Below are 18,395 nucleotides of genomic sequence, written 5' to 3' on the forward strand. Positions count from 1 at the left end.
TGAGCCCCATCAGGATAATGCGCGCACTCGGTCAATTACCGCACCCAGGCTGATATCGACCTGATATCGATGTAGCGAGAAACAAGCCCGCAGGGGCGGGAAGAGAAGCCTTGATCACCTTCAACATTGCACGATGGCAAGCCTGGGCGCCGGGCCTGGCGAGCGCGGAAGACTGGCAGCGATGGAGCCTCGATCCGACGCTGCTGGAAACCAGTGATGCAGCGCCAGACGTGTCTTTTCTTCCTGCGATGCAACGCCGCCGCCTGGGCCGCATGGCGAGAATGGCGTTTGCCGTCGGCTGGCCATTGACTGAAGGGCTGGAGCGCGTCCCGCTGGTGTTTGTCTCGCGCCACGGAGAAACCCCGAGGACCTTTGAAATCCTGCGTGATCTGGCCGCCAACGAGCCGCTTTCACCGACCCAGTTCAGCCTTTCAGTGCATAACGCCATCATTGGTCTGTGGTCGATCATGCGCGGTGAAACAAGTGAGATGACAGCCCTGGCCGCCACAGGCGACGGGCTGGAGTATGGAGCATTCGAGGCCGCAGCGTTGCTGGCCGAGGGAGCAGAAGCAGTATTGCTTGTGGTGACTGAAGAACAGCCGCCGCAAGCCTATGCCCAATGGATTGATGACGTGCCCTTTCCCTACGCGGTCGGCTTGCTGCTGACGCCGGGGAATGAGTGGCAACTGTCTCTGAACACCGATACGCAAGGCACCAAGCGCACTCAGTGGCCCCATGCCCTGAACCTGCTGCGGGCCTTGCACACTGATCAATCCGTCTGCCTGCACCCTTGGAATAACCGGTTATGGAACTGGCAACGCAGTCACTGAAAAAAGGTCGGGACGCCTATTACTGGCGTCTGCTGGCAACAGGCATCAGCTTTGCCCTGTTCGGGTTGAGCGGTTTATGCCTGCGGTTGTTCGTTTTTCCAGTATTGAGTTGCCTGCCTGGCAGTGTGGCCAGCCATCAGCGCCGCGCGCGGCGGACCATAAGCCGCCTGTTCTGGCTGTTCATCCGCATCATGGCGCGCATGCGGGTGCTGACCTATGACGTGCAAGGCGCCGAAAAGCTTGGTCGCCCAGGGCAGATGATCATCGCCAACCACCCGTCACTGATCGATGTCGTGTTTCTGATCGGGCTGGTGCGTGACGCCAACTGCGTGGTCAAACGCAGCCTGTGGGAGAACCCGTTCACCCGCGGCCCTGTGCGCTCCACCGGTTACATCAGCAACGACGGCAGCATGGACATGCTCGACGCCGCCGTAGAGCGCCTGCAAAGCGGCCAGACACTGATCATTTTCCCGGAAGGCACGCGCACCCAGCCAGGCCAGCCGCCTGTCTTTCACCGCGGCGCGGCCGCCATTGCGCTGCGTGGCGCAAGCGTCATCACCCCGGTGACGATCAAGGTCCAGCCGACCACCCTGACCAAGGCCGAGCCCTGGTATCGCATTCCGCAACGCCGCGTGCACTTCACTTTGCGCGTCGGTGCCGATATAGAACCAACCGCCTTCAGTGCGCTAGGCCCACCGCCCCTGGCGTCCCGCAAGCTCAACGATTACCTGCATGACTATTTCACCAAGGAGCTCGCCTCAGATGAGCGATCTGCACCAGGACATTAAATTGTTGATCATCGATGCCCTGGGCCTCGAAGACATCACCCCGGAAGATATCGGCAACGATATGACGCTGTTTGGCGAAGGACTGGGACTGGACTCGGTGGATGCGCTCGAATTGGGCCTGGCCATCCAGAAGCGTTATGGCATCAGGATCGATGCCGATGCAAAGGACACCCGTAACCATTTCGCCAGCGTCGACAGCCTTGCGGCCTTCGTCAGCGCCAGACAACCGGCCTGAGAATTGAACATGCAAACCCGTGAAGACATCTTCGAAATCCTGCGCACCGCAATGGTGGAACTGTTCGAACTGGAGCCTGAGCGAGTCACGCTTGAAGCCAACCTGTATCAGGACCTGGAAATCGACAGCATCGATGCCGTGGACCTGATCGATCACATCAAACGCAAGACCGGCAAAAAGATTGCGGCTGAAGAGTTCAAGTCGGTGAGGACCGTGAATGACGTGGTAGAGGCCGTCTACAAACTGGTCAACACCGCCGAATGAAGCGGCTGATTGGCCTGATTCTGGTGCTGGCCGGCGTGCTCTATCCATTCGCCGTCTATTGGGGGACCGAGCATTTCGCCCCTTGGCAGTTCGCGCTGCTGCTGGGCAGCCTGTGGCTGGCGCGCGCCCTGACCGGAGAGCGCAGGCAAGGCAGCCTGGCGATGGCGATTGTAGCGCTGATCTTTTGCGCGGTGCTCGGCGCCCTCGACAGTCACATCATGCTGCGCTGGTACCCAGTACTGGTCAGCACCTTCATGCTCGGCCTGTTCGGCTCAAGCCTGGTCTACGGCCCGCCGATCGTGGAAAAGATGGCGCGCCTGAACCGTCCCGATCTGCCTGAGGCGGGTATCCGCTATACACGTAAAGTCACGCAGATTTGGTGCCTGTTCTTTCTCGTCAACGGCCTCACGTCAGCCATCCTGACACTGTGGGCACCGTTGTCATGGTGGACGCTGTACACCGGCCTGATTTCCTACGGCCTGATGGGCGTGTTATTCGCTGTTGAATGGATCGTCCGCCCACCCTCAGCGGGCGGCAAATGAAATGGATCGCATGAACTGGTTGAATCTGGAACACCTGCTGCTCGATGCGCTGCCCGACCGGCTGCTGACGCTGGCCCCGACCCTGGGCCACGCGCAGTTTCGTGATCAGGCGCTCGGCGTGGCTGCGGGGCTGAACGCGCGCGGCATCACACGCCTTGCAGTGCACCTCGAGGATGCCGCCGACCTGGCCATTGCGTTGTTCGCGGCCTGGCGCGCAGGTGTGCACGTGTTGCTGCCCGCCGACTTGCAGGGCCAGACCCGCGAGCGCTGGGCGAATCAGGTCGACCTGTGGCTGACTGACCTGCCGGGTGACACCCACCTGAGCGACCTGCATGCCGCGCCTCTCCCCGCGGCAGCGCTGGACCTCGACCAGTGCCGGCTGAGCCTGTGCACCTCCGGCTCCAGCGGAGAGCCCAAACTGATCGAAAAACACCTGCGGCAACTGGCCAACGAAGTCTGCGGGCTGGAACAGCTGTGGGGCGCGGAGCTCGGCGCGGCATGCATGATCGGCAGCGTGGCGACGCAACATATTTACGGGCTGCTGTTTCGTTTGCTCTGGCCGCTGTGCGCGGCACGCCCGTTCGTGCGCCGTCAGTTGCCGTTCGCCGAAGACCTGCAACGCGCCAGCCGTGAATACCCGTCATTCGCCTGGGTCGCCAGCCCTGCGCTGCTCAAGCGCATGGGCGACAATCTCGACTGGCCGGGTCTTGCCGCCGTGCGCCGGGTGTTCTCTTCCGGCGGCGCATTGCCGGCCGAAGCCGCACAGAGCCTGCAGCAACGCCTCGGTCAGTGGCCGACGGAAATTCTCGGCAGCTCGGAAACCGGCGGCATCGCCTGGCGTCAGGGCGGGCAACGCTGGCAGGCCTTCGACGGCGTAGAGCTGAGTCAGGATGCGCAAGGTGCGCTGCGCATCAGCTCGCCCTATCTGCCGCCCGGCCATGTCGAGCAGACCGCCGATGCGGCGCTGATCGGTGCAGACGGGCGCTTCGAACTGCTGGGCAGGCTCGACCGCATCGTCAAACTCGAAGAGAAGCGCGTGTCCTTGCCGCTGATCGAGCAGGCCCTCGCGGCTCACCCGTGGGTGAGTGAAGCGCGCCTTGGCGTGGTGCAGGCAAACCGTGCCTCGCTGGGCGCGCTGCTGGTGCTGAGCGACGCGGGCTTGCTGGTCCTGCGCAATCAGGGCCGTCGGGCGCTCACCGAAGCCTTGCGGCAGTATCTGCAACCGCACTGCGAAACCATCGCCCTGCCGCGTCGCTGGCGTCTGCTGCGGCAGATGCCGCTCAACGCCCAGGGCAAACTGCCTCAGGCAGAGGTCGAGGCGCTGCTGCTGGCGCCACGCTCGAAACAGCCGGAAGTGCTTGAGCAACAGAACGTCGAAGGCGAGCTGCACCTGCAATTGAGCGTCCCGCCCGATCTGGCGTTTTTCAGCGGCCACTTTCCCAAGGCGCCGATTTTGCCGGGCGTGGTGCAAGTCGACTGGGCGATCAGCCTGGGCCAGCGACTGCTCGACCTGCCATGCGGATTTGCCGGTATGGAGGTGCTCAAATTTCAGCAACTGGTGCGTCCCGGTGATCGCCTCACGCTGACACTGCGCTTCGATGCGACACGCTCCAAGCTGCACTTCGCCTTTCGCAACGCCGACAACGCGCCCTGCTCCAGTGGCCGCATCCTCCTGGAGGACGACCATGCATAAGCCTTGCGTGATCATTCCGGTGTTTGACCACGAGCTGGCCGTGCCCAACGTGGTCAAGGCCGTGCGCAACGCCGGGTTGCCGTGCATTCTGGTGGACGATGCCAGCAGTCCGGCCTGCGAAGCCGTGTTACAGCAGTTGGCGCAGGGTGAGGCTATCCACCTGCTGCGCCTGCCGGTCAATCAGGGCAAGGGCGGCGCGGTAATGGCGGGCTTTCGCGAGGCGATCCGGCTGGGTTTCAGCCATGCGTTGCAGGTCGATGCCGATGGCCAGCATGATCTGAGTGATATTCCGGTGTTTCTGGAGCAGTCGCGCCAGCACCCGGATGCGCTGATCTGCGGTTATCCGCAGTTTGACGAGAGCGTGCCCAAAGGCCGTCTGTATGCACGCTACCTGACCCACGTCTGGGTGTGGATCAATACCTTGTCGTTGCACATTCGCGATTCCATGTGCGGCTTCCGCCTCTATCCACTGGCCCCGGTCCTGGCGCTGATCGACAGCGTGCAGATCGGCAGACGCATGGATTTCGACTCGGAAATGCTCGTGCGCCTGTCCTGGCGCGGCCAGCCGATGCGCTGGCTGCCGACCCGCGTTCATTACCCGCAGGACGGCCTGTCGCATTTCCGCCTGTTTCATGACAACGCCCTGATTTCGAAAATGCACGCCAAGCTGTTCTTCGGCATGCTGCTACGCCTGCCAATGCTCCTGTGGCGACGGTGGCGGCCATGAGCATCGACAAGTCGCCCAAGGAGCATTGGGCCAGTCATCAGGAGCGCGGCAGCTTCATGCTCATGAAACTCACCGCCTGGGGCATGCGGGTGCTCGGTCGGCGCCTGCTCAGCCCGGTGCTGTATGGCATCGTCCTCTATTTCTTTGTCTTCGGGCGACGTGCCCGGCACAGCATCTGGCAATACCAGCAGCACCTGGCGGACTGGAGCGGCAAACCCGAACTGCGGCCCAGCCAGCGCCGGGTGTTCGGGCAGTTCATGGCATTCGCCGATGCCTTGCTCGACAAGCTCGACGTGTGGAACGGCAGGCTGGGTATCGATCAGATCGAGATCGTCGACCAGGCCTTGCTGCGCCAGAACCTGCGTGGCCAACGCGGACAGATGCTGGTCGGTGCGCACCTGGGCAACCTTGAGGTGTGCCGAGCGCTGGCCGAACTCGGCGAAAAGGTCACCATGAACGTGCTGGTGCACACCAAACATGCCGAACGCTTCAATCGCCTGCTCGGTGAAGCCGGCGCGACCCATCTGCGCCTGATTCAGGTCAGCGAGCTGGACCCGGCCATCATGCTGCAATTAAGCCAGCGTCTGGACGAAGGCGAGTGGCTGGCCATCGCCGGTGACCGCGTCGCGCTGCATGGCGGGCGCAATGTGCAGGTCGACTTTCTCGGTCAGCCGGCCAACTTCCCGCAAGGCCCCTGGCTGCTGGCCGGGCTGCTCAAGTGCCCGGTCAACCTGTTCTTCTGCCTTAAGGGTGCGAAGGGCTATCGGGTGATTCTCGAACCGTTCGCCGACGCCATCGAGTGGCGGCGCAGCGACCGTGCCCAGGTCATCGAGCAGTGGGCCACGCGTTATGCCGAGCGCCTTGGGCACTATTGCCTGGAAGCGCCGCAGCAGTGGTTCAATTTCTACCCATTCTGGAAGTCTGCCGATGAATCAGGCTCATGAGCTGATCGCGCTCGGCGGTCATGTGCTGCGTTGTAAAATCAGCGCGGATCGCCACAGGAGGTTACATGCGCAGTAAGGGTTTCCTGCACATCGACACTGAAATCGTCGTGCCGTTTTTCGACGTCGACATGATGAACATCGTCTGGCACGGGCACTACGTGAAGTACCTCGAAGTGGCGCGCTGCGCGCTGCTCGATCATATCGGCCATAACTACATGCAGATGCTCGAATCCGGTTATGGTTGGCCGGTGATCGATCTGCAATTGCGCTATGTGCGCAGCGCCGTGTTCGGTCAGACACTGAACGTGCGCGCCAGTCTGGTGGAGTGGGAGAACCGTCTGAAGATCAATTACCTGATCACCGATGCACACACCGGTGAGCGCCTGACCCGCGCCAGCACTGTGCAGGTCGCCGTCGACAGCCAGAGCCGGGAAATGCAACTGGCCTCGCCGCAGGTGTTCATCGATGCCGTCAAAACTGCCCTTGAGAGCACAATAGAGAGCGCCTCGCCATGAACCGCCCGCTTCGTACCTTGATTCTGCTGGGTCTGCTGTGCCTTTCTTCTCTGGCGCAGGCGTTCGATCTGCAACAACTGAGCGATCAGCTCGCCAAGCCTGCCGTGGTGCAGGGTCGTTTCGTTCAGGAAAAACACCTGCGTGCCCTGCCACAACCGCTGCTCAGCAAGGGCCGCTTCGTGCTCGCCAGGGATTTCGGGCTGCTCTGGCTGCTGGAAACACCGCTCAAACAGGATTACCGCATCAATGCCGACGGTATTGCCCGTCGTGAAGCCGATGGCAATGTCAGCACCTGGAAGCCGGTGCCGAACAAGAACGCCGGCGCCGAGCAGAACCGTCTGTTCCTGGCGGTCCTGCAAGGCGACAGCAGCGGTCTGCAGCGGGATTTCGACTTGCAGCTCAAGGGCGAGGCGAATGCCTGGCACCTCACCCTGACGCCGCGTTCGATGCTGCTGCAACAAGTGTTCAAACAGATCAACATCGACGGTGGCGAACTGGTGCAGCGTATCGAGCTGCTGGAAACCCAGGGCGACAGCACGGTCCTGAAAATGATCGACAGCAGCAGTGCCCCGACCCTGACCGATGCGCAGCGTAATGACTTCAAAGACTGAGCGGCTGTTGCCGCGACTGTTCCTGCTGATTCTGGCGGGCGTACTGGCGCTCGCGGGCTGGCAGTGGCACGACCGCTCGCCGCTGTCGGCCAACCTGATGGAGCTGGTGCCGGGCACCGATAACGACGAACTGGTCGTGAGCGCCGAAAAGCGCATGCAGGAACCGCTCAACCGCGAAATGCTGGTGCTGGTGGGCCACAGCGATCGGCAGAAGGCTGTCGAACTGGCACGCAATCTGGCTGAACAATGGCAGTCGACCGGCCTGTTCGAGAAGGTTCAGTGGTCGCTGCAGGCCGATCTGCCCGCGTTGCGCACCCAGTTGCTGCAAGGGCGCATCGCCATGCTGCCGACAGCGGACCGCACACTGCTGATCGACGACCCGAAAACCTTCATCGAACAGCGCGTACAGACGCTGTTCGACCCGTTTGCCGGGTTCAGCCTGGTGCCTGGCCAGGATGACTGGCTGGGGCTGACCGGACGTATCCAGAACGGCCTGCCGAAGCAGGGCTCGGTCGAGGCGGACCTGGCCAGTGGCGCGCTGGTGGCCAGCGCCGAGGGCAAAAGCTGGGTACTGCTGCGTTCGCGAACCCGAACCGATGCCTTCGACATGCACCTGCCCGGCCAGGTCGCGGACCTGCTGGCGCAAGCGCGGGTGCAGGCCAGTCAGGCGGGTGGTCAATTGCTCGCGGCCAGCGGGCTGCTTTACGCTGCCGACGGGCAGAAGCAGGCCAGCCGGGAAATCACCTGGGTCGGCGGTGGCGCAACGGTCGGTATCCTGTTGTTGCTGTTACTCGCCTTCCGCCGCTGGAGCGTGCTGCTGGCATTCGTGCCGGTGGTAATCGGCATGCTCTTCGGCGCGGTGGCCTGCGTTGCGATATTCGGCAGCATGCACGTCATGACGCTGGTGCTGGGCTCGAGCCTGATCGGGGTGGCGGTGGATTACCCGCTGCATTACCTGTCCAAGAGCTGGAGCCTCAAACCCTGGCGCAGCTGGCCCGCCTTGCGCCTGACCCTGCCGGGCCTGAGCCTGAGCCTGATCACCAGTTGCATCGGCTACCTGGCGCTGGCCTGGACGCCGTTCCCGGCACTCACGCAAATTGCGGTGTTCTCGGCGGCCGGCCTGATCGGCGCCTACCTGACGGCGGTGTGCCTGCTGCCCGCGCTGCTCGCAAAAGTCGAGATCAGCCCTGCCCAGTGGCCGCTGAAACTGGCGCAATTGATGCTCGATTGCCGCGCCGCCTTGCTGCTGCGCATCAGCACACCGATCCTGCTGGTGCTGCTGTTGGTCTTCTGTGGCGGCGGACTCTGGCACCTGACCACCAAGAACGATATCCGCCAATGGGTGGCAGCACCTCAGGCGTTGACCGATGAAGCCCAGGCCATCGCACGGATCACCGGTTATCAGCCCACCAGCCAGTTTTTTCTAGTGCGCGGCAAGGACCAACAGCAGTTGCTGGATCGGCAGTCCGAACTGACCCAACGGCTCGACCAGCTGGTCAGCATGGACAAGCTGCAAGGCTACATGGCGCTCAACCAGTTGCTGGATTCGCCTGCCGAGCAGCAACTGACCCGTGATGCACTGGGCAAATTGCCGCAACACTGGGAGCCACTGGTACAGCTTGGCGTTCCGGCCAACGCACTGAAAACCGAACTCGCGCAATTGCAGGCACTGCCAACGCAAGACATTGATCAGGCGCTTCAAGGCCCGCTCAGCGAACCGTGGCGCACGCTCTGGCTGGGCGCCAGCGAAGATGCCGAAGGCGACGCTCAGGTAGCCAGCATCGTCAGCCTGCGTGGCATGAACAGCATGGCGTTGCTGCGCGTGCAGGCCATCGGGCTGGAGGGCGTGCAACTGGTCGACCGTCTGGGTGAGCTCAACGAGGTGTTTGCCCACACGCAGATCAGCGCAGCGGAATTGAAGCTGGCATCGTGCGTACTGATCGTCCTGCTGCTGATCGCTCCGTTTGGCTTCGGCGGTGCGTTGCGCATCGTCGCCCTGCCCCTGCTGGCGGCCCTGTGCAGCCTCGCCAGCCTGGGCTGGCTCGGTCAGCCGCTGACTCTGTTCAGCCTGTTCGGCCTGTTGCTGGTCACGGCGATCAGCGTCGATTACGCCATCCTGATGCGCGAGCAGATAGGCGGCGCGGCAGTCAGCCTGCTGGGCACGCTGCTGGCAGCGGTCACCACCTGGCTGTCGTTCGGCCTGCTGGCCGTTTCCAGCACCCCGGCGATCAGCAACTTCGGCCTGTCGGTCAGTCTGGGGCTGGCGTTCAGCTTCCTGCTGGCGCCCTGGGCCAGCCCGCGTAAAGCGCTTCATTCGCCAGCCAATGCTGAAGGGCCACACGCATGAGTCTTGCAGCGTTGTCGTCACTCCCAGCCACCGCCCAACCGAAAAGGAATACCTGTGCCCATCACTGATAGGGAAATTCGTCAGGTCGTCATCATCGGTGCCGGCCCGGCCGGTTCAATAGCGGCTGCCCTGCTCAAACGCCAGGGCCATGACGTGCTGATCATCGAGCGCCAGCTGTTTCCGCGCTTCTCCATCGGTGAAAGCCTGCTGTGCCACTGCCTGGACTTCGTCGAAGAAGCCGGGATGCTGGAGGCCGTGCAGGCCGCCGGTTTCCAGCCCAAAAATGGCGCAGCCTTCGCGCGTGGCGAGCAATACAGCGATTTCGACTTCAGCGATACGTTCAGCAACGGCAAGCCGACGACCTTTCAGGTGCAGCGCAGCGAGTTCGACAAACTGCTCGCCGATCAGGCTGCGCTGCAAGGCGTGGACATCCGCTATCAGGAAGAGATCGTCAGCGCCGACTTCGATGGCCCGCAGCCGGTTTTGCGTGTGAGGCGTGAGGACGGCAGCGAATACAGCGTGCAGGCCAGCTTCGTACTCGACGCCAGCGGATATGGCCGTGTGCTGCCGCGCTTGCTGGATCTGGAAGCGCCGTCGGGTTTTCCGGTGCGCCAGGCGGTGTTCACCCATATCGAAGACCGCATCGAAAGCCCGCCCTTCGACCGCCGCAAGATTCTCGTCAGCATCCATCCGCAGCACAGCGATGTGTGGTTCTGGTCGATCCCGTTCAGCGAAGGCCGCTGTTCGATAGGCGTGGTCGCCTCGGCTGAACGCTTCAAGGACAAGCCCGAGGATCTGGATGCCTGCCTGCGCGCCTTTATCGATGAGACACCGCAACTGGCCAGCGTGCTGAAAAACGCAGTCTGGGATACGCCAGCGAGAACCATCGGTGGCTACTCGGCCAACGTCAAGACCCTGCACGGCAAAGGCTTTGCGCTGCTGGGCAATGCGGCGGAATTCCTCGACCCGGTGTTTTCGTCAGGTGTGACCATCGCCATGCGTTCGGCGAGCATGGCGGCTGGCGTGCTGAGCCGCCAGTTGCAGGGCGAAAACGTGGATTGGGAAAGCGAGTTCGCGGTGCCATTGAAACGTGGCGTCGACACCTTTCGTGCCTATGTCGAGGGCTGGTATGACGGTACGTTCCAGAGCGTGATTTTCTACCCCGGCAGCGCTCCGGACATCCGCCGCATGATCAGCTCGATTCTGGCCGGTTATGCCTGGGACGAACGCAATCCGTTTGTCAGCGAGCCCAAGCGCCGCCTGCGCACACTTTCGGAAATCTGCGCGGACGGTGGTTCATGAGTCGACCGTTCCTGAGTGACAGTTATGTCGAGGAAACCCGCTTCGGCCTGTGGTTTCTGCGCAGCAACATCTGGCAGTACCGCGTGCTGCGCGTGGCGATAGACGACTTGCGCAGCCTGTTCGCCAGCCCGCCGCCGGTTGCGCCGGTGTTGCTCGACGCCGGGTGCGGGCAAGGCCGCTCGTTCCAGCATCTGAACAAGGTTTTTCAGCCGTCCAGGCTCATCGGTGTCGACGCCGATCCGCACAGCCTCGAGATGAGTCGCGAAGAGGCGCGGGCCAGAGGCTTAGAGGTCGAGCTGATCGGCAGCGACTGCGCAGCCCTGCCAGTACCCGACGCCAGCGTCGATTTGCTGTTCTGCCACCAGACTTTCCATCATCTGGTGGAGCAGGAACAAGCGCTGGCCGAGTTTTACCGGGTACTCAAACCGGGCGGCTACCTGCTGTTCGCCGAGTCGACCGAAGCGTACATCGACACTTGGGTGATTCGCTGGCTGTTCCGCCATCCGATGCACGTTCAGAAAAGCGCGGCGCAGTATCTGCAGATGATCCGCGACCAGGGTTTCGAGTTCGATGCACCGAATGTTTCGTACCCTTACCTGTGGTGGAGCCGCGCCAGGGACTTCGGCCTGCTCGAAGTCTTGAAACTGCAAAAGCCCAGGCCGTTCGGGCAACGTGAGGAAACGCTGGTCAATGTCGTGGCCCGCAAACCCCTGGAAGTGGAAGCATCATGATTCGCATACTGTTTTTAGCCTTCCTGATGCTCGGCGGCTGTGCGGCACACGCCCCGCTGCCGACCAGCGCACCGACCATGCAATTGCCGATGCAGCTGCACATCGAGCGTCGCCAGGCCGATCAGCATCAGGACTGGCTGCTGATCATCCAGCGCGAAAACGGCGGATTGCGCTGGTCGATGATGGACCCGCTGGGCATTCCCCAAGCGCGCCAGTTGCTGATCGACGGAAAATGGCAGGCCGATGGCTTGCTGCCGCCCAATCCCGAAGCCCGCGAGCTGTTCGCTGCGCTGATGTTCGCCATGACCCCGGACCTGGAAATGCATGGCCGCTACCCGACGGCTTACCGCCAGGGCATGCAGCGCCGCCTGGATGATCGCTGGCTGGTCGAATATCAGTCGGCCAACGCATTCACTATTCGCCTCAAGGACAGGCTGAGCTACAAGGTCACACCGCTGAACAACGAGAGCCTGCCATGACCGCCTATCTCAACGCGCTGGGCGTGATCTGCTCGCTGGGCGACAGCCGTGAAGAGGTGTCGCGCAGGCTGTTCGCAGGTGACAGCTCGGGCATGGTTTTCGAAAGCGGCTGGGTACCGGAACGTGCGTTGCCGGTCGGCGCGGTCAAATCCGCACTGCCGCCCATTCCGCCGGCCGTGCATTTGCATCGCAGCCGCAATAACCAGCTGCTGCTGGCCGCCGCCCTGCAGATCGAGGAGGACATCAGCCAGGCCATCACCCGCTTCGGCGCCGGGCGGATTGGCGTGATCATCGGCACCAGCACCTCGGGCATTGATGAAGCGAGCGAGAGCATGGCCGTCTGGCTGCGTGAACGGACCTTCCCCGACGATTACGATTATCGGCAGCAGGAACTGGGCGCACCGGCAAATTTTCTCGCCGCCTGGCTGCAATTGAGCGGCCCGGCCTACGTCATCTCGACAGCCTGCACCTCCAGTTCGCGGGCATTGCTCAGTGCGCGGCGGGCGCTGGACATGGGCCTGTGCGATGCCGTGCTGTGCGGCGGCGTCGACAGCCTGTGCAGGCTGACCCTGCAGGGGTTCTCGGCACTCGAGGCCATGTCGCCGCAGCTCTGCAATCCGTTCTCCAGCAACCGCAACGGGATCAATATCGGCGAGGCGGCCGCCCTGTTCCTGATGACTCGCGAAGCTGACAGCAGGCACTCGATTGCCCTGCTGGGTGCAGGTGCCAGCTGCGACGCTCACCACATCTCGGCCCCCGAACCCACCGGGCGTGGTGCGCGCGATGCCATGCTGCAAGCGTTGCGCAATGCGCGACTCGAGGCGGAGCAGATCGGTTATCTGAACCTGCATGGCACCGCCACGCCGCACAACGACGCGATGGAGAGCCTGGCCGTGCAGGGCGTATTTCCGAACGGCGTGCCCTGCTCGTCGACCAAACCGCTCAGCGGCCACACCCTGGGCGCAGCGGGCGCGCTGGAAGCGGCGTTTTGCTGGCTGAGCCTGGCACCGCAGAATGCCGAACGGGCCCTGCCCCCGCACCTGTGGGACAGCGAGGCCGATCCACTGCTGCCTGCGCTGCAATGGACACACGCAGGCTCGCGCCTGACACCTGAAAGCGCTCGTTACATGATGAGCAATTCGTTTGCCTTCGGTGGCAACAACATCAGCCTGATTATCGGAGATGCCCCATGACCGAGTGGCCGCTCGCCGAACTCATCCCCCATGCCGGCGACATGATCCTTATCGATCAGGTGCTGAGCTTTGACGAAGAACAGATTCGAACCTGCCTGACCGTACGCGCCGACGGCCTGTTCAATCAAGCGGACGGCAGCCTGCCCGCATGGCTGGGCATAGAGCTGATGGCGCAGAGCGTCGCGGCCTATGCCGGTTGCAAGGCGCGCAACAACGGCGAAGCGGTCAAGCTGGGTTTTCTGCTTGGCAGCCGCAAGTTCGATTGCAACGTGACACGCTTCCCACTGGGCAGTGAACTGCACATCCATGCCGTGCGCTCCCTGCAGGACGACAACGGCATGGGCATGTTCGAGTGCACCCTCACCGGCCCGGGTATCGAGGCTTTTGCCCGACTCAATGTATATTGCCCGCCCAACACTGCTGACTACCTGGCTGAAGGAGCCCCGGCATGACTGAATCGATACTGGTCACCGGCTCCAGCCGTGGCATCGGCCGCGCCATCGCCCTGCGTCTGGCGCAGGCCGGATACGACCTGATCCTGCATTGCCGCACCGGCCGCAGCGAAGCCGAAGCCGTGCAGGCCGAAGTCGTTGCGCTGGGCCGTCAGGCACGCGTGCTGCAATTCGATGTCTCGGACCGTGCCGCCTGCAAGGCAATTCTGGAACAGGATGTGGAGACGCATGGCGCCTATTACGGCGTGGTACTCAACGCCGGGCTGACCCGCGACGGCGCGTTTCCGGCGCTGAGCGACGATGACTGGGATCAGGTGCTGCGTACTAACCTGGACGGTTTCTATAATGTCCTGCACCCGTTGACGATGCCGATGATTCGCCGTCGTGCAGCAGGGCGCATCGTCTGCATCACCTCGGTTTCAGGGCTGATCGGCAATCGCGGCCAGGTCAATTACAGCGCATCCAAGGCAGGGCTTATCGGTGCCGCCAAGGCGCTGGCCATCGAACTGGGCAAACGCAAGATCACCGTCAACTGCGTCGCGCCGGGGCTGATCGATACGGCTATGCTCGACGAGAACGTGCCCGTTGACGAACTGATGAAAATGATTCCGGCACAACGCATGGGCACGCCCGAGGAAGTGGCGGGGGCCGTGAATTTTCTGATGTCGGCCGAAGCGAGCTACATCACTCGTCAGGTTCTGGCCGTCAATGGGGGACTGTGTTGATGAAGCGTGTGGTAGTGACCGGCATGTCCGGCATCACTTCGGTGGGCAGCGACTGGCCGACTATCGATGCCAGCTTCACGGCCAATCGCAGCGGCATTCGCCGGATGGACGAGTGGAACCGTTTTGCCGAGCTCAATACCCGCCTGGCTGGCCCCATCGACGATTTCGTCGTGCCGGGGCACTGGACGCGCAAGCAACTGCGCAGCATGGGCCGCGTGTCCCGTCTGGCCGTGGCGGCTGCGGAGCAGGCCCTGATCGACGCCGGGCTGCTGAATGACCCGATCATTCGCGATGGCCGTATGGGTACGGCCTGCGGCTCGTCCACTGGCAGCACCGACGAGATCAAGGCTTTCGGCAACATGTTGATCAACTCGGTGGCTGTGGGCCTGAACGCCAACTCCTACGTGCGCATGATGCCGCACACCACCGCTGCCAACATCAGCATTTTCTTCGGCCTGACCGGACGCCTGATTCCGACTTCCAGCGCCTGTACCAGTGGCAGCCAGGGCATCGGCTATGCCTACGAGGCGATCAAGTTCGGCCGTCTGCCGCTGATGCTGGCGGGCGGGGCTGAAGAGCTGTGCCCGACCGAGGCCATGGTGTTCGACGCGCTGTACGCCACCAGCCTCAAGAATGATGCGCCCCACAGCACGCCACGCCCCTACGACAGCGGACGCGACGGCCTGGTGATCGGCGAAGGCGGCGGCATGCTGGTGCTTGAAGAGCTTGAGCATGCCCAGGCACGTGGCGCGCACATCTACGCCGAGATCGTCGGCTTCGGCAGCAACGCCGACGGCGCGCACAGCACTCGCCCCGAGCAGGCCACCATGCGCCGCGCGATGGAGCTGGCCCTCGAAGACGCCGCCCTGCCGCCCGACGCCATCGGTTACGTCAACGGTCACGGCACCGCCACCGAACAGGGCGACATCGCCGAGACCCTGGCCACCAGCAGCCTGTTCGGCCCGCGCATGCCGCTCAGCTCGCAGAAAAGCTTCCTCGGCCACACGCTGGGAGCGTGCGGCGCGCTGGAGTCATGGTTCAGCATCGAAATGCTCAACAGCGATCGCTATATCCATACGCTCAACCTGGTCGACATCGACCCACAGTGCGGTGAACTGGACTACATCGTCGGCGAACCAAGGCACATGAGCAACGAATACGTGATGAACAACAACTTCGCATTTGGCGGCGTGAACACCTCGCTGATCTTCAGGCGTTGGCGCTAAGGGTGTTATCTGGGACGCCTGCCGTTCCTCATGCTCCAGTCCACACACTTGTCGTCCCACTCTCCGGCGTGGGAATGCAGCTCTGGTCGCTTTGCGTCCGATCTTTAGGTATCAACATGCCTACAAGAGAGGGCTGCTGCCCGCAGGACGTTCGGGAGGTTACGACCGGCTGAGAAGCGGCCCGGCCATGCCTGATGCACCGCATACACCGGTCCTGCTGCCGGTTCCCGGCAGATCGCGAGCAAGCTCGCTCCCACGGCCTGCGGCCAGAATCTCAACCATCGTGCGGCGCTCTGCGTCGCATGCCGTTCTGGACGCTCAGCGGCCCGGCCCACCGCATGCACCGGTCTTGCTGCCGTTTCCCGGCAGGTCGCTCCCACGGCCTGCGGCCAGAATCTCAACCATCGTGCGGCGCTCTGCGTCGCATGCCGTTCTGGACACTCTGCGTCCTATCATCAGTACCTTTGAATCACCCCACATTGCGCGTTAACAGCTCGGTGAACGCCTTGGCCATGGGCGATTGTTCGTCCTTGCGTTGCACCAGCCACACCGCGCTGGTTGCGCCGGGGTCGAGGACGTTGCGGTAGACCACGCCGTCGATGCGCATTCGCCGGTAGGACGCAGGCAGTACGGTGACGCCCAATCCTGCTGCAACCAGGCCGATGATGGTCATCACTTCGCCCGCTTCCTGGGTGATCAGCGGGCTGAACCCTGCGGCGCGCGCCAGGCTCAGGACTTGCGCGTAGATGCCGCTGCCGTAGGTGCGCGGGAAGAACACGAACGGCTCGGCGGCCAACGCTGCCATGTAGATTCCCTCCTCGCTTTCTGCCGCCAGAGGATGGTCGGCACGCATGATCGCCACCAACGGTTCACTGAGCAATTCGAACACCACCAGTGAATCGGGCAATGCCAGCGGGCGCATGATGCCGACCTGAATGGTTTTGTCCTCAAGACCTGCCGCCACTTCCTGACTGGTGATCTCGGTCAGGGTGAGATGGACGTCAGGGTAGGCCTGGCGGAAAGCAAAAATCGCCTGCGGAATGCTCGACGTAAACGGCGCAGATGAGGTAAAGCCGATTTTCAGCTCGCCGATCTCACCCAGTTGCGCACGCCGCGCCACGTCAGTGGCCTTGTCGACCTGCGCCAGCACCAGCCGTGCTTCGTCGAGAAACAGCCGCCCGGATTCGCTCAACTCGACGCGCCGGTTGGTGCGCTCGAACAAGCGCGTGCCCAGTTCCTGCTCCAGCGTCTGAATCTGCTGGCTGAGCGGCGGTTGCGAAATACCCAGCGCCTGCGCGGCGCGGCCAAAATGCAGCTCTTCGGCAACCGCGATGAAGTAACGCAGATGACGCAATTCCATGCGGCCTCCATTAAGTCGTTTTACCTATCAAACAGGTCGAACAATATATTGGATGGAATGATTAGCGAGCTATATGATTTTTTCATCGCCTGCTCAATCATGCCCTGAGGTCTTTGTGAACCCTGCCGTCGCCCCGCCCACCCCAGACCTGAACACCCCGTCCGTACAGTCGTCGACACTGCCCGACGATACCTACATCGAAAAGAACACGCCGCTTTTCAAACGCACTGCTCTGGCGCTGTTCGCTGGCGGGTTTTCGACCTTTACCCTGCTGTACTGCGTTCAGCCGATGATGCCGACGCTGTCCAGCGAGTTCTCCCTGACGGCGGCACAAAGCAGCCTGATCCTGTCCGTAGCCACGGCAATGCTCGCCATCGGCCTGCTGATCACCGGGCCGATATCCGATCGGCTGGGGCGCAAGCCGGTGATGGTCATGGCGCTGTTCTGTGCGTCGCTGTTCACCATCGCCAGCGCCTTGATGCCCAGCTGGGAGGGCGTACTGATTACCCGCGCCCTGGTAGGCCTGTCACTGAGCGGCCTCGCGGCGGTGGCCATGACCTACCTGAGCGAGGAGATCCACCCCACCCATCTGGGTCTGGCGATGGGGCTGTATATCGGCGGCAGCGCCGTCGGTGGTATGAGCGGAAGGCTGATCGTCGGGGTGATGATCGACTATGTCAGCTGGCACGCGGCAATGCTGGTAGTTGGCGGGCTGGCGCTGATCGCCGCAGCGGTGTTCTGGAGGATCCTGCCGGCGTCACGCAACTTCCGCCCGCGCTCGCTGCACCCTCGCAGTCTGCTCGACGGGTTTGTGGTGCAGTTTCGCGATGCAGGCTTGCCGCTGCTGTTTCTGACCGGCTTTCTGCTGATGGGCGCATTCGTCACGCTGTTCAACTACATCGCCTACCGCTTTCTGAGCGCACCCTACAACCTGAGCCAGGCCGTGGTCGGGGTGTTTTCCGTGGTGTACCTGTCGGGCATCTACAGCTCGGCAAAGATCGGCTCGCTGGCTGACCGCCTTGGCCGCCGACAGGTGCTCTGGGCCGTGATCGTGATGATGCTGGCCGGCCTGCTGCTGACCCTGTTCACCCCGCTGCCGCTGGTGATCGTCGGCGTACTGATCTTCACTTTCGGCTTCTTCGGCGCACATTCGGTGGCCAGCAGCTGGGTCGGACGCAGGGCCACCACCGCCAGAGGCCAGGCCGCGTCCCTGTACCTGTTCTGTTACTACGCAGGCTCGAGCGTAGCCGGAACCGGCGGCGGCGTGTTCTGGCACTACGCGGGATGGAACGGCATCGGGCTGTTTATCGGCGTGTTGCTGCTGATCGCACTTGGGGTAGCGCTGCGGCTGGCAAGGTTGCAGCCGCTGGGGGCGAAGGTTTAGTCACCCGGCAGACGCAGGCGGATGGGGGGACGCAATGGCACTCCCAT

General features: G+C 62.8%; 20 protein-coding genes. 19 read left to right on the forward strand and 1 reads right to left on the reverse strand.

The annotated features are described in order from the left end of the window. Window positions 1-110: 110 nt before the first annotated feature. From ACW55A_RS13855 to ACW55A_RS13940, 18 genes are all read left to right on the forward strand, one after another. On the forward strand, window positions 111-830 hold the full coding sequence (locus tag ACW55A_RS13855) for a beta-ketoacyl synthase chain length factor (protein ID WP_003366073.1): 720 nt from the start codon (window positions 111-113) through the stop codon (window positions 828-830). Then, window positions 806-1,618, forward strand: coding sequence for a lysophospholipid acyltransferase family protein (locus tag ACW55A_RS13860; RefSeq protein ID WP_044308707.1), 813 nt, complete (start codon window positions 806-808; stop codon window positions 1,616-1,618). The genes ACW55A_RS13855 and ACW55A_RS13860 overlap by 25 nt, the downstream gene beginning before the upstream one ends. Next, window positions 1,593-1,853 carry a phosphopantetheine-binding protein gene (locus tag ACW55A_RS13865; protein ID WP_003316688.1) on the forward strand — a complete coding sequence of 87 codons (261 nt, stop codon included), beginning with the start codon at window positions 1,593-1,595 and terminating at the stop codon, window positions 1,851-1,853. The genes ACW55A_RS13860 and ACW55A_RS13865 overlap by 26 nt, the downstream gene beginning before the upstream one ends. 9 nt (window positions 1,854-1,862) lie before the next feature. Next, the gene (locus ACW55A_RS13870; RefSeq protein WP_003432110.1) at window positions 1,863-2,117 is read left to right on the forward strand and encodes an acyl carrier protein; all 255 of its coding nucleotides are present in this window, start codon (window positions 1,863-1,865) and stop codon (window positions 2,115-2,117) included. Beyond that, complete coding sequence (locus ACW55A_RS13875) at window positions 2,114-2,659, forward strand: COG4648 family protein (protein ID WP_455808269.1); 546 nt, start codon at window positions 2,114-2,116, stop codon at window positions 2,657-2,659. The genes ACW55A_RS13870 and ACW55A_RS13875 overlap by 4 nt, the downstream gene beginning before the upstream one ends. A 10-nt stretch (window positions 2,660-2,669) precedes the next feature. After that, on the forward strand, window positions 2,670-4,352 hold the full coding sequence (locus tag ACW55A_RS13880; RefSeq protein WP_455808270.1) for an ApeI family dehydratase: 1,683 nt from the start codon (window positions 2,670-2,672) through the stop codon (window positions 4,350-4,352). Then, window positions 4,345-5,079 (forward strand): glycosyltransferase family 2 protein, encoded by a 735-nt coding sequence (locus tag ACW55A_RS13885; protein ID WP_003366060.1) that lies wholly within the window; start codon window positions 4,345-4,347, stop codon window positions 5,077-5,079. The genes ACW55A_RS13880 and ACW55A_RS13885 overlap by 8 nt, the downstream gene beginning before the upstream one ends. After that, on the forward strand, window positions 5,076-6,023 hold the full coding sequence (locus ACW55A_RS13890; protein ID WP_248680507.1) for a lysophospholipid acyltransferase family protein: 948 nt from the start codon (window positions 5,076-5,078) through the stop codon (window positions 6,021-6,023). The genes ACW55A_RS13885 and ACW55A_RS13890 overlap by 4 nt, the downstream gene beginning before the upstream one ends. Before the next feature lie 65 nt (window positions 6,024-6,088). After that, complete coding sequence (locus tag ACW55A_RS13895; protein WP_003366054.1) at window positions 6,089-6,538, forward strand: acyl-CoA thioesterase; 450 nt, start codon at window positions 6,089-6,091, stop codon at window positions 6,536-6,538. Beyond that, on the forward strand, window positions 6,535-7,149 hold the full coding sequence (locus ACW55A_RS13900) for an outer membrane lipoprotein carrier protein LolA (RefSeq protein ID WP_003432120.1): 615 nt from the start codon (window positions 6,535-6,537) through the stop codon (window positions 7,147-7,149). The genes ACW55A_RS13895 and ACW55A_RS13900 overlap by 4 nt, the downstream gene beginning before the upstream one ends. Beyond that, window positions 7,133-9,496: an MMPL family transporter gene (locus ACW55A_RS13905; protein WP_498811345.1), complete on the forward strand. Its 2,364-nt coding sequence runs from the start codon at window positions 7,133-7,135 to the stop codon at window positions 9,494-9,496. Before ACW55A_RS13900 ends, ACW55A_RS13905 begins: the two co-directional genes overlap by 17 nt. Window positions 9,497-9,550: 54 nt before the next feature. Beyond that, entirely contained in the window at window positions 9,551-10,798 is a 1,248-nt protein-coding gene (locus ACW55A_RS13910) for an NAD(P)/FAD-dependent oxidoreductase (RefSeq protein WP_054081268.1), read from the forward strand. Then, window positions 10,795-11,529 carry a class I SAM-dependent methyltransferase gene (locus ACW55A_RS13915; protein WP_455808273.1) on the forward strand — a complete coding sequence of 245 codons (735 nt, stop codon included), beginning with the start codon at window positions 10,795-10,797 and terminating at the stop codon, window positions 11,527-11,529. The genes ACW55A_RS13910 and ACW55A_RS13915 overlap by 4 nt, the downstream gene beginning before the upstream one ends. Further along, entirely contained in the window at window positions 11,526-12,008 is a 483-nt protein-coding gene (locus ACW55A_RS13920; RefSeq protein ID WP_455808274.1) for a hypothetical protein, read from the forward strand. Before ACW55A_RS13915 ends, ACW55A_RS13920 begins: the two co-directional genes overlap by 4 nt. Further along, entirely contained in the window at window positions 12,005-13,201 is a 1,197-nt protein-coding gene (locus ACW55A_RS13925; RefSeq protein WP_096107185.1) for a beta-ketoacyl-[acyl-carrier-protein] synthase family protein, read from the forward strand. The genes ACW55A_RS13920 and ACW55A_RS13925 overlap by 4 nt, the downstream gene beginning before the upstream one ends. After that, window positions 13,198-13,653 (forward strand): hotdog family protein, encoded by a 456-nt coding sequence (locus ACW55A_RS13930; protein ID WP_003366036.1) that lies wholly within the window; start codon window positions 13,198-13,200, stop codon window positions 13,651-13,653. Before ACW55A_RS13925 ends, ACW55A_RS13930 begins: the two co-directional genes overlap by 4 nt. Beyond that, the gene (gene fabG, locus ACW55A_RS13935) at window positions 13,650-14,378 is read left to right on the forward strand and encodes a 3-oxoacyl-ACP reductase FabG (RefSeq protein WP_003366033.1); all 729 of its coding nucleotides are present in this window, start codon (window positions 13,650-13,652) and stop codon (window positions 14,376-14,378) included. The genes ACW55A_RS13930 and fabG overlap by 4 nt, the downstream gene beginning before the upstream one ends. After that, window positions 14,378-15,604 carry a beta-ketoacyl-ACP synthase gene (locus ACW55A_RS13940; RefSeq protein ID WP_455808275.1) on the forward strand — a complete coding sequence of 409 codons (1,227 nt, stop codon included), beginning with the start codon at window positions 14,378-14,380 and terminating at the stop codon, window positions 15,602-15,604. The genes fabG and ACW55A_RS13940 overlap by 1 nt, the downstream gene beginning before the upstream one ends. A gap of 469 nt (window positions 15,605-16,073) precedes the next feature. Here the strand turns inward: ACW55A_RS13940 and ACW55A_RS13945 are convergent, their stop codons facing one another. After that, complete coding sequence (locus tag ACW55A_RS13945) at window positions 16,074-16,964, reverse strand: LysR family transcriptional regulator (RefSeq protein WP_003316669.1); 891 nt, start codon at window positions 16,962-16,964, stop codon at window positions 16,074-16,076. Window positions 16,965-17,079: 115 nt separating this feature from the next. On the opposite strand from ACW55A_RS13945, the gene ACW55A_RS13950 reads away from it, so the two are divergent. After that, window positions 17,080-18,348: an MFS transporter gene (locus ACW55A_RS13950; protein ID WP_072365082.1), complete on the forward strand. Its 1,269-nt coding sequence runs from the start codon at window positions 17,080-17,082 to the stop codon at window positions 18,346-18,348. The last annotated feature ends 47 nt before the right edge of the window (window positions 18,349-18,395 follow it).

The sequence above is a fragment of the Plantibacter cousiniae (nom. nud.) genome (genome assembly GCF_977070315.1).

What these genes read in the sequence shown, in the direction of transcription:
- ACW55A_RS13895 (WP_003366054.1), top strand. Translation starts at nt 6,089, where the DNA reads ATGCGCAGTAAGGGTTTCCTGCACATCGACACTGAAATCGTCGTGCCG.
- ACW55A_RS13945 (WP_003316669.1), bottom strand. Translation starts at nt 16,964, where the DNA reads ATGGAATTGCGTCATCTGCGTTACTTCATCGCGGTTGCCGAAGAGCTG.
- ACW55A_RS13940 (WP_455808275.1), top strand. Translation starts at nt 14,378, where the DNA reads ATGAAGCGTGTGGTAGTGACCGGCATGTCCGGCATCACTTCGGTGGGC.
- ACW55A_RS13875 (WP_455808269.1), top strand. Translation starts at nt 2,114, where the DNA reads ATGAAGCGGCTGATTGGCCTGATTCTGGTGCTGGCCGGCGTGCTCTAT.
- ACW55A_RS13900 (WP_003432120.1), top strand. Translation starts at nt 6,535, where the DNA reads ATGAACCGCCCGCTTCGTACCTTGATTCTGCTGGGTCTGCTGTGCCTT.
- ACW55A_RS13890 (WP_248680507.1), top strand. Translation starts at nt 5,076, where the DNA reads ATGAGCATCGACAAGTCGCCCAAGGAGCATTGGGCCAGTCATCAGGAG.
- ACW55A_RS13860 (WP_044308707.1), top strand. Translation starts at nt 806, where the DNA reads ATGGAACTGGCAACGCAGTCACTGAAAAAAGGTCGGGACGCCTATTAC.
- ACW55A_RS13930 (WP_003366036.1), top strand. Translation starts at nt 13,198, where the DNA reads ATGACCGAGTGGCCGCTCGCCGAACTCATCCCCCATGCCGGCGACATG.
- ACW55A_RS13915 (WP_455808273.1), top strand. Translation starts at nt 10,795, where the DNA reads ATGAGTCGACCGTTCCTGAGTGACAGTTATGTCGAGGAAACCCGCTTC.
- ACW55A_RS13920 (WP_455808274.1), top strand. Translation starts at nt 11,526, where the DNA reads ATGATTCGCATACTGTTTTTAGCCTTCCTGATGCTCGGCGGCTGTGCG.
- ACW55A_RS13885 (WP_003366060.1), top strand. Translation starts at nt 4,345, where the DNA reads ATGCATAAGCCTTGCGTGATCATTCCGGTGTTTGACCACGAGCTGGCC.
- fabG (WP_003366033.1), top strand. Translation starts at nt 13,650, where the DNA reads ATGACTGAATCGATACTGGTCACCGGCTCCAGCCGTGGCATCGGCCGC.
- ACW55A_RS13905 (WP_498811345.1), top strand. Translation starts at nt 7,133, where the DNA reads ATGACTTCAAAGACTGAGCGGCTGTTGCCGCGACTGTTCCTGCTGATT.
- ACW55A_RS13925 (WP_096107185.1), top strand. Translation starts at nt 12,005, where the DNA reads ATGACCGCCTATCTCAACGCGCTGGGCGTGATCTGCTCGCTGGGCGAC.
- ACW55A_RS13865 (WP_003316688.1), top strand. Translation starts at nt 1,593, where the DNA reads ATGAGCGATCTGCACCAGGACATTAAATTGTTGATCATCGATGCCCTG.
- ACW55A_RS13870 (WP_003432110.1), top strand. Translation starts at nt 1,863, where the DNA reads ATGCAAACCCGTGAAGACATCTTCGAAATCCTGCGCACCGCAATGGTG.
- ACW55A_RS13880 (WP_455808270.1), top strand. Translation starts at nt 2,670, where the DNA reads ATGAACTGGTTGAATCTGGAACACCTGCTGCTCGATGCGCTGCCCGAC.